At 48.3% G+C, this 10,656-nt stretch carries 7 protein-coding genes; all 7 read left to right on the top strand.

The features are described from left to right. The first annotated feature begins 172 nt into the window (after positions 1-172). Entirely contained in the window at positions 173-1,666 is a 1,494-nt protein-coding gene (gene xylB / locus FE296_RS03160) for a xylulokinase (RefSeq protein ID WP_124118128.1), read from the top strand. A 221-nt stretch (positions 1,667-1,887) separates the two neighbouring features. After that, entirely contained in the window at positions 1,888-2,604 is a 717-nt protein-coding gene (locus tag FE296_RS03165; protein WP_223868753.1) for a glycosyltransferase family 2 protein, read from the top strand. Positions 2,605-3,566: 962 nt separating this feature from the next. Further along, positions 3,567-4,637: a glycosyltransferase gene (locus FE296_RS34005; protein WP_150364230.1), complete on the top strand. Its 1,071-nt coding sequence runs from the start codon at positions 3,567-3,569 to the stop codon at positions 4,635-4,637. 247 nt (positions 4,638-4,884) lie between these two features. After that, positions 4,885-5,511 (top strand): bifunctional 4-hydroxy-2-oxoglutarate aldolase/2-dehydro-3-deoxy-phosphogluconate aldolase, encoded by a 627-nt coding sequence (locus FE296_RS03175; protein WP_124118127.1) that lies wholly within the window; start codon positions 4,885-4,887, stop codon positions 5,509-5,511. A 168-nt stretch (positions 5,512-5,679) separates the two neighbouring features. Next, complete coding sequence (locus tag FE296_RS03180; RefSeq protein ID WP_223868754.1) at positions 5,680-6,606, top strand: alpha/beta hydrolase; 927 nt, start codon at positions 5,680-5,682, stop codon at positions 6,604-6,606. A gap of 227 nt (positions 6,607-6,833) precedes the next feature. Further along, entirely contained in the window at positions 6,834-9,227 is a 2,394-nt protein-coding gene (locus tag FE296_RS03185) for an S-layer homology domain-containing protein (protein WP_124118126.1), read from the top strand. Positions 9,228-9,517: 290 nt separating this feature from the next. After that, a complete protein-coding gene (locus FE296_RS03190; protein ID WP_124118125.1) occupies positions 9,518-10,645 on the top strand; it encodes a transglutaminase domain-containing protein in 1,128 nt (375 codons plus the stop codon). The last annotated feature ends 11 nt before the right edge of the window (positions 10,646-10,656 follow it).

Genomic DNA, 10,656 nt, shown 5'->3' on the forward strand with positions numbered 1-10,656 from the left:
AAGGACCTGAGGAAGCAAAGCGGTCGCATTTATCCCCGGATTTCACCCTTGCTAAAGGGTATGAAGGAAATCCGGGGTGACGGCGATCCGAGGGTTTTCTGATCAAGGAGTGACCACATGAGCATCAAGGTTTCATTTATACAATCCTGTTACAAACGAGAGGAGTTAACCTATGAGTTACGTAATTGGTGTCGATCTGGGAACCAGCGCGGTCAAAACCGTGTTGGTCAATCGTGAAGGAAAAGTGGCATTTGAAGCATCCGAGGCATACCCGTTGTACCAGCCCAAGGCCGGATACAGTGAACAAAATCCCGAAGATTGGGTAGAGCAGACCATTGTTTCCTTGCGTAAGTTGCTGGAAGTGTCTGGCGTGCAGCCTTCGGAAATCGAGGGATTGAGCTTCTCCGGTCAGATGCACGGACTGGTCTTGGTGGATGTAGAAGGTAAACCGCTGCGAAATGCAATCCTGTGGAACGATACACGTACTACAGCTCAGTGCCGTCGCATCGAAAAAGTGCTGGACAGCAAGCTGTTAAGCATTGCCCGGAACCGTGCACTGGAAGGATTCACCTTGCCGAAAATTCTGTGGGTTCAGGAGAACGAGCCTGAATTGTTACAGCAAGCATCCTTGTTTCTGTTGCCAAAAGACTATGTGCGTTATCGCCTGACCGGGGATTACGCTATGGATTATTCCGATGCAGCGGGAACTTTGCTGCTGGACGTTGCAGGCAAGCAGTGGAGCAACGAGATTGCAGAAGCATTCGAGCTGCCGATCTCCCTTTGTCCACGTCTTGTGGAATCGTTTGAGGAAGTGGGCACCTTGCTGCCTGAGATTGCGGATCAAACGGGTCTGGCGACTGCGACAAAAGTATACGCAGGTGGTGCGGATAATGCTTGTGGTGCCATTGGCGCAGGCATTCTGAGTGAAGGACAGACGATGTGCAGCATCGGAACGTCCGGGGTTGTGCTTTCCTACGAAGAGCGTAAAGATCTCGATTTCGAAGGCAAAGTACACTTTTTTAATCACGGGGAGAAAGATGCCTTCTATATTATGGGGGTAACGCTTGCCGCAGGATATAGCTTGTCCTGGTTCAAGGATACGTTTGCAGCGGACAAATCATTTGATGTGCTCTTGCAGGGCATCGATCAGGTTCCGGCGGGCAGCAACGGATTGTTGTTCACACCATATATCGTTGGGGAGCGTACACCTCATCCGGATGCGAATATCCGTGGCAGCTTCATCGGAATGGATGCAGGGCACAAGCTGGAGCACTTTGGACGTGCGGTGATGGAGGGCATTACCTTCTCGCTGCGCGAGTCCATTGATATTCTGCGTGGTGCAGGCAAAACAGTCAATGAAGTCATCTCCATCGGTGGCGGTGCCAAGAACGAAGCTTGGTTGCAAATGCAGGCGGATGTCTTTAACGCCACGATTGTGAAGCTGGAGAGCGAACAGGGTCCTGCGATGGGGGCAGCGATGCTGGCTGCCTATGGCTGTGGCTGGTTCCCATCACTGCAGGAATGTGCGACAGCGTTTATTCGTCCAGCGAAGTCCTATGAGCCGAACCCGGAAACGGTTGCCGTCTATGATGGATTGTTTGCACTGTACCAGGAAGTCTATGGACAGACACGTAGTCTCAATGATCGTTTGGCTGAATACCGTTAATTCATTTATTTCACTACATTAATCTCATGATTACATTTGAAAGCATCCGCGAAGGCGGGTGCTTTTTTGTCGTTCATCAAGATTAACCCCATGAAAGGTTTCTTTGGCCTGCATATCCGCATTCCGGCTCTGCATAGATTGGGAATAGAGGATTGTGATTCGTCCAGGCATCGTGTGTCGGACATTTTAATAGGTAGAAGCTTGAGCATGGGGGTGAAGCTTTGGATGGACATGAGGAACATGGAAGACCACATATTACCTTATCGATGATCGTTCGTAATGAAGAGAATCGCTATCTCAGGCAGGCACTGGAGAGACATCGTCCTTGGATTGATCGTGCAGTAATCATTGATGACGGAAGTACAGATGGAACGGTCGCGCTGTGCAGGGAACTTCTGGACGGTATTCCACTCGTATTAGTGGAGAACGCTGCTTCACGTTTTGCAGACGAGGTAAGCCTGAGAAAACAACAATGGAAAGAGACCGTGGCGACCGATCCGGAGTGGATTTTGAATCTGGATGCGGATGAGATTCTAACCAGTGACTTTGGGGCTGTACGCGATCTGTTGCTCAGTGGCAACGAGGATGCGATTTATTTCAGATTGTTTGATATGTGGAGTGATACGCATTACCGGGAAGATGAGTTCTGGCGGGCGCATGCCTACTATCGGCCATTTCTGATTCGTTATCACCCGGGGATGAGCTATGAATGGAAGGAAACACCTCAGCATTGTGGGCGCTTTCCGTTAACGATCCAGCATTGGACTTATGGCTGTCATGCTCCCCGGGTGAAGCATTATGGGTGGGCACGGGAAGAAGATCGCATCCGCAAATATGAACGCTATCAAGCACTGGACCCTGAAGCAAGATACGGTTGGAAGGAACAGTATGAATCGATATTGGATCAAGAGCCACGACTGTTGGCATGGTTCGAATAAGGAGAGGGGGAGTGAGCACGTTGAAGAAAGACCCGTTACACCAATCGCAAGAAGAACCCCAACCTCAAATAGAGCTGAATTCACATGAGAAAGAGAATCAAAAAGAGGAGCGAATACTGATCGCCAGCCCGGTTCGCCAGACAACTCCGGTGCTCCGTGAATTTCTGGATTCTTTGCATGCACTGGAACGAACAACGGTGAAGACGGATTATCTGTTTGTTGACGATAACGTGGAAGAAGCCGCATCGAATATATTGGGTGAATTTGTGCTTCAGCATGAAGGGAAGGTTATTCAAGCAGATGAACGTGGCAGCGGTAGTTCTGACAACAAAGGGGTGTACACCAAGGATGAGGGAGGACACTATTGGCAGGATGAGCAGATTTGGCGTGTAGCTGGTTTGAAAAATCGCATATTGCAATATGCACGCGACAATCACTACGATGCGGTTTTCCTGATTGATTCTGACTTGGTGTTGCATCCGCGGACGCTGGAGCAACTTGTATCGAGTGGCAAAGACATTGTATCCAATATCTTTTGGACCCGCTGGCAGCCAGATGCCAGGGAAATGCCGCAGGTATGGCTGCAAGATGAGTATGCCTTGTATCGCCGCGGTGGCAAAACAGTAGACGGAACCGAGGCGGAGGACGAGGGCACTCAAACGACTGCTTTTCTGAATCAGCTACGGATTCCGGGTTGTTATGAAGTTGGAGGGTTAGGGGCGTGTACCCTTATTCGCAAAAATGTTCTGGCAGCAGGAGTTTCATATGACCAGATTCCGAATGTATCCTTCTGGGGCGAAGACCGTCATTTCTGCATCCGTGCTCAAGCACTGGGTTTTCGTTTGTTCGTCGATACTCATCTCCCCGCGTACCACATTTATCGATTGTCCGAACTGCCGGGGGTATCCGCCTTTAACCGCAGGGCTAGACGAGGCGAAGAGACAATCAGTATTACCCTGTGTATGATTGTGAAAAATGAAGAAGCTTCGCTCGCCAGATGTCTGGACTCGGTCAACGGCATTGCCGATGAGATTGTAATCGTGGATACCGGTTCAACGGATCGTACCCGTCAGATTGCTTCCAGATATACGGATCGTATCGTTGATTTTGAATGGGTGGATGATTTTGCAGCAGCACGCAACTTTGCCTTCGATCAGGCGAAGAACGAATATATTCTGTGGCTGGATGCCGACGATGTATTTGAAGCGGAAGATCGGGCGAAGCTTATTGCCCTGAAACGTTCGCTGGACCCGGATGTTGATAGTGTCACGATGGATTACAATCTGTCATTCACAGCAGATGGCAAGGTAGCCTACAGCCTGCGCCGGAATCGTCTGGTGCGTCGGGATCGACAATTTCGCTGGATTGGCGCGGTGCACGAATACCTCGCTGTAGCGGGCAATCTGCTGCATAGTGATATAGCGGTTACCCACAAGAAAGATAAGGAGTATACCGATCGGAATCTGCGGATCTATCGCAAAAGGGAACAGGCCGGAGAGGAATTCGGGCCACGTGACTTGTACTATTTCGGTAATGAGCTGAAGGACCATGGACAGCATGAGGATGCGGTGAAGTACTATGAGAAGTTTCTGGATACCGGGCTGGGCTGGGTGGAAGATCAGATCGCTGCTTGCCAGAAAATTGCGGATTGTGAAGCTGCACTTAAACGTCCGGAACAGGAAGTCACGGCGTTGTTCCGATCATTTGCCTATGATTTGCCAAGAGCCGAGATTTGCTGTCGATTGGGTGGTTATTTTGCCGACCGTGAAGATTATCGCAAGGCCCTGTTCTGGTATGAACAGGCGACTCGTGCTGTACGTCCTGATGATCCTATGGTGGTGCTGAATGAAGCAGCCTGGACCTGGATGCCGCATCTGCAACTATGTGTGTGTTATGACCGGATGGGTAACCGTGCCAAGGCCCGGGAACATAATGATATCGCACTCGCCTATCATCCAACACATCCGAGCATGTTATATAACGATCGTTACTTTAAAGATCTGGAGAAGGATAACGTAATGGAAAATGCTTAGCATTTTCAGTCGAAATTTGGCCTCTTTCGTGGAATTAAGTGGGTGAATCAGCCCCGTTTCCATGGAGAGGTTTTTTGCATTGTGATAAAAGTACATCATAAAGTTGGTGACAGACGGATTCACTTCACAAATGGATTAATGTATTTCATCCAGGGGAGGATATGCTTTACAATAATAGTAACGGAAAAGCGGTGACCATGATTGCCTGTCTTCGGCTGCCGAATTGATGAAGCAAGGGGAACTGGATATGAATCTAACAGATGTTCTATTGGAGTCGAGGCTGGTCGCAATTGTGCGTGGTATAAGCCGCGAAGCGGCAGTAACAGCTGGACAAGGTATGACAGGTGGTGGCATCCGACTGATGGAAGTCACACTGAACACACCTGGAGCACATGATATTATTGCAGACTGGCGTGAGCGGCATGAAGGAAAGGCTTTTGTTGGAGCGGGTACGGTACTGAATGTGCAGATGGCGAAGGAAGCAGTCGCTGCAGGAGCACAATTTCTGGTGTCCCCCAATGTCGATCTGTCTGTCATTGAATATGCTGTAGAACATGGTGTCGAGATCTGGCCTGGAGCCATGACACCAACGGAGATTGTCGCAGCCCATGAGGCGGGAGCACGTGTTGTGAAGCTGTTTCCGATGGCGAGTCTGGGCATACCGTATCTGCGGGAGATCAAAGCTCCACTGAATCATATTCCACTGTTGGCAACAGGTGGTGCCACACTGGAGAATATTGCTGATTATTACGCAGCAGGCGCTGCTGCAGTGGGTCTGGGAAGTGCACTTTTACCACGAGAAGCTCTTGTAGCAGGAGATCATGAGCAGATTGCAGCATGTGCACGGAGATTTGTGGAAGCAGCTGAAGCCTAAACTCCAGTGTCATATAAGGGATATGTATATTTGGGTATATATATGAAGACGCCTTTAAATTAATTGTTAGATCAATCTTTATCATAAAAACTGATGTCCTTTAACGTACCGTTCATTCTATTGTTTTATGATGGATGTATGCCAGAATTCGGAGAGGAGAGATGCCCTGTGAAAGCTAAAACAATGATAGGCGGCATGCTCGCTGTGGCCGCAGTAACGGCAGGTGGATTATGGAAAGCAGCGGTAAAGAGCCAGACACCCAAGAAGATTCCAATCACACTCACCCCCCCAATGCCATTTGAGGATGTGACCTTTGACAGTGGGGGAGGTCGGGTGCATGGCTGGTTCATCCCGGCCAGAGCCGACATTCCGAAACCATGGCCGCTCGTTATTATTGCTCATGGCTGGGGCTCCAATCGCTCCCGTGTTCTTCGTTACGCACGTCCGATCTGGGAAGCAGGATATGCCCTGTTTATGTATGATGTACGTAGTCATGGGGCCAGTGATCCGGTTCGTGCTGCATCTGCCTACCTGTTCCGGGATGATCTGCTCGCGGCGTTGCAGTATACGACTGCACGACCAGAGATTGATGCGGATGCCATCGGAGTACTTGGACATTCTTTGGGGGGACTGGGTACGATTCTTGCAGTGACGGAGGGGATTCCTGTATCAGCAGTGATTACGGACTCGATGCCATCGCAATTTGAGGTAATCGTCAGTTCAGAGCTGAGACGACGGCGTCTGCCCTTGTTTCCACTGGCCCAGTTAATTCCGAGAATCTGGTTCTGGCGACTGGGTGAATCTCTGAAATCCTATCGTCAGCGTGATCCAGTGGTGATGCTGAATGAACGGCGCAGGGGGATGCAACTGCCGATGCTTATGGTGCACTCCAAGGGAGATAATTTCATTCCCCCGAGTGAGCTTGAATATTTTATGTCCAAAGCCGATCCGCCTGTTGAACATCTATGGGTCAACAGTGGAGGACACAGTTGTTCCGAGGAAGATCCCGCCTTCTGGGATACCGTTATTCCCTTTTTGAAAACCCATGTTCAAGGTCAGGCGAAGCCGAACGATTCGTCTATAGCGAGTAGTTAAAAAGGTAGAATCAGCCTACATAAGAGTGCAGGCTAACAGAGAAAACGCCAACGTGGTTGGCGTTTTTTTTGCTGTTATTAGCAATATGCAGAAATTCACATTTGTTAAATTGCCCGGAAAACGACGATTAAAAAGGAAGCTTATGGTATCATAGAATAGACTGGCAATATTCATGCGAGGTTATTTGTTATGCTTCTTTGTATGAAATTGAAGGGAGAGGTCGAGATTTGAGTTTGAATTGGAAGTTTAATTTACGTTTGAAAATGTTCGCAACCAAAGCAACAACCGCAGCGATGGCAACACTGCTGCTTGCTTCGCAAACACCAGGTTTTGCAGGCAGTGCATCAGCCGCGCAAGCAGAACAGTTGACCGAAGCGACAACGGGGGAAAATGAACAACTAGACGCAACGAGCAATGACGTGCCTGAGGGAGCAAAAATCTCATCCAGGCAAGCCAGTGAAAATATACTGAAATTATTTCCATTATTAAAAAAAGCAACGATCTCATCTGCACGATTCGATTCACCTAATTCCTATCCACCGCCAGACTACAAGGCGTGGGAGATCGGATTTCAGATTACACAAGGCAATCATACGTCGGGATTCAGTGGAACTGTACATGCAGGCACAGGGGAAGTGTTAAGTGTACATTTGCCGTCGGATATCCTGGACAAACATGTCTCGGAATCGGATGTGAAGCTAACCAAAGCTGAAGCTGAAGAAAAGGCCGTGGCACTGTTGTACCAAGCGATTCCAGGTCTTAAGGACAATGAATATGCTCCGCTTGGAGATCTGTATTCTTCCATCGAACAAGAGTCGTTGTTTGGCAGAACAGAGTATCGATACGGGTACCAGTTAAAACATGATGGATTGTTATCTGACGCAGAGACAGTCTACATTAATGTGGATGAAAGTGGTTTGGTGACAGGTTACTCACGAGGTACTATTGAAGCCAAGTATCCCTCATCGAAACCGGCAGCTTCAGAAGAGAAGGCCAGAAAGCAGTTTGAAGAACAGTTCGATGTGGAACTGGCTTATATCGCCAAAGATCGTCTATCTTCCAAACAGGGTCAGCAGTATTATCTTGCATATACACCAAAAAACATCAGTATCGTTCCGATTGAAGCCAATACGTTGGAACGGATTAATACATTAACAGGTAAAGCTGTGGATGAAGATTCTTTGCAGCAGGATACGAAGTTGAAAGGTGATGTAACGCCTTTTGTCCCGGCCAATGGTACGAGGTTAAATGTTCAACAGGCCGCCAATCGGGTCGCAACAAACTTTGATATTCCCAAGGGTTATAAGCTGGAACATAGCCAGCTGGGCAAGGGATATTACTCAAGTCCGAACAATCAGGTGTGGAGTCTGAGCTGGAGTGATCGAAGTGCCAATATGTCCTATATGTTCATGCGGGATATCTCAGCACAGGTAGATGCAGTTACCGGGCAGATCTACAGCTATACGATGATGCAACGAATCGGACCGGAGATGGTACAGGAGAAGCCGGCTGAGGAGAAGGCAGGCAAATTGGTAACCCGGAAGCAGGCTGAGAAACTGGCGATGGACACAGTGATTGCGCTAGTTCCAGACGCAACGGAGCAGTTCCGACTGGCTAATGTGATTGAGGTGGATGATGCTCGCACATTTTTGTTCCAGCGTTATCTGAACGGAATTCCGGTTAAGGAAGATACGGCACAAGTACAGGTGTTGAACAACGGGACGATTAACGAGTTCTATACACGTATTGCAGCAACGCCTGAACAACTGCCGGCAGATGTTAAGCCAGCCATCAGTTATGAAGAGGCCAAGGCACTCTATCTGGAGGAGTTCAAGCTGATCCTAGCATATTCCCGTTATGGCGGATATGGTACGAACGGTGGTCAAGTCATCCCAGCGGGGGTGAACCTTGCTTATATGCCTACACGTGATGAGAATTCGATCTATGGCAACTATGAAGCGCTTGATGCGAACACAGGGGACTGGAAGCTTTTATACGGGGACACAAACTCTGCAACCAAGGCTGAACCTACGGACATCTTGGGTCATGTGGCCGAAGCAGCTCTACGCAATATGACACAGCATGGCGTATTGCTTGCTGATGAGCAGGGACGCGTATTCCCGGATCGTGTGATCACCCGAGGAGATTGGTTTAACTATCTGGCAAGAGCGATTAATCCAAATATGGATCTGTACTACAGTGGGGACAGAGATGACAAGTTATACGCTGATGTGACACCTGACAGCCCGTATTATAAGGCAGTTCGGGCATTAATCGATCAGCGCTGGCTTGCCGGAGTGGACCCTGAACAGAATTTGAATCCGCAGGAAGAGATGACACGTGAAGAATTGGCAGTGCTGCTTGTACGTATTTTACGTTATGAAAAGCTGGCCGGATTCTATACGTTGCCATCGGATCTTCCCAACATTGCGGATGCAAGTGCCATTACGAGTAAGGGAGCGGTTTCCCTGAGTTTGAAGCTGGGATTGCTTCCTTCGATTGAAGGACGATTCATGCCTGCACGCAAAGTGACGGTAGCTGAAGCGTCACAGGTATTGGAACGGCTGGCGAAGCTTCAAGGTAAAACAGATACGTTTATGAGTGGTAATCGTCTGTATTAGACGAGAATCACTCATATCATGCCCAAGCGAATCATAGGATGAAAATAACGGATAATCGTGATTGATTGTACTGAAGATCAAAGGGACCTTCCATAGAAGGTCTCTTTTGATTTAATTTTTACAAAAATTTATCATTTTAACTAACATTTACACAGCGATCGGAAAGTTGTTCTGACATCGGAGTGTTAGTGTAAATATTCTTTAGTTGAAATGATATAGAAGAATGACGACAGAGCCTTTTGTGATACAATAGGGCGTGAGAACTTTGCAAAGAAGGGTGGGTTCCTTTCATGGGTAAGAACGGGAAACGAATTATCACCATACTGCTGGCAGGCTGTCTGATTGCTGTAGCGTTACCACGTACGGTTGATCTGGATCAACTTTATGCTGCATCAGGGACATCAGATATATCCACGGCAACAGATTTGCGCCAGACCTTGCTTACCGCAATGTCACAGCGAACGGAGGAACTTGTTTTTACATACAAAGGCAATGTGAAAGGCCTCAAAAAACAATTACAAACCTCCATCGATGAGGCAATGAAGAGTGACCCCTATATCCAATATACCGTTAAAAGTTATGCATTTAATTATAAAGGCTCCAATGTGTCAGCCGAGGTGCATGTGACTCTCTCCTATCGGGAGACCAAGGAGCAGACCGATTATGTGAATCGTAAAGTCACAAACGTGTTGAAAGAAATCATCAAACCAGGCATGACGGATCATGAGAAGGTCAAGGTCATCCATGACTGGATTGTGCTTAACCTTTCCTACGATACTTCGCTCAAGAAATATACGGCCTACGACGGGCTTGTTACAGGCAGTACCGTATGTCAGGGATATTCGCTGTTGGCCTATCGGATGCTGGAGCGAGTAGGTATCGATAACCGGATTGTGGAAGGTACAGCGGGCGGCCAGCTTCATGCCTGGAATATCGTGAACCTGGACGGCAAGTGGTATCACATGGACACCACCTGGGATGATCCTACCCCTGACCGCAAAGGTAAGGTTAGCCACAGCTATTATTTGCTGAGTGATGATGAGATGGCACGTGACCATATCTGGACAGGCAAAAGCAAGTACCCCGCTGCGCCAGCCCCATATCGAGAAGCTTTATTAAAGCTGGTGAAGGCAGGAGATAGCAAAAAAGCCGCATATCAGAAGCTGTACCACGCTCTGGACTATTCCCTGTATGATGAACAGGATGCCGTCAAAGGCCATGCTGCGCTGAAGACCAAGGTTCAAAGTACACTGAAGGAAGGCGGAACCTCGCTCACGTTCAGGTACAAGGGTACGGAGGCTGGACTGATTGAAGATTTGCAGGATTTGTACCAGCTTGGCATGAAATCGATATCTTATTATGTGTCCAAAATGGAAGGTACTGCGGATCTGCGCGTCAAAATTAACTGGACACTATAACAACAATTTGA

Source organism: Paenibacillus sp. UASWS1643, from assembly GCF_008693195.1.
Classification (GTDB): Bacteria; Bacillota; Bacilli; order Paenibacillales; family Paenibacillaceae; genus Paenibacillus; species Paenibacillus amylolyticus_B.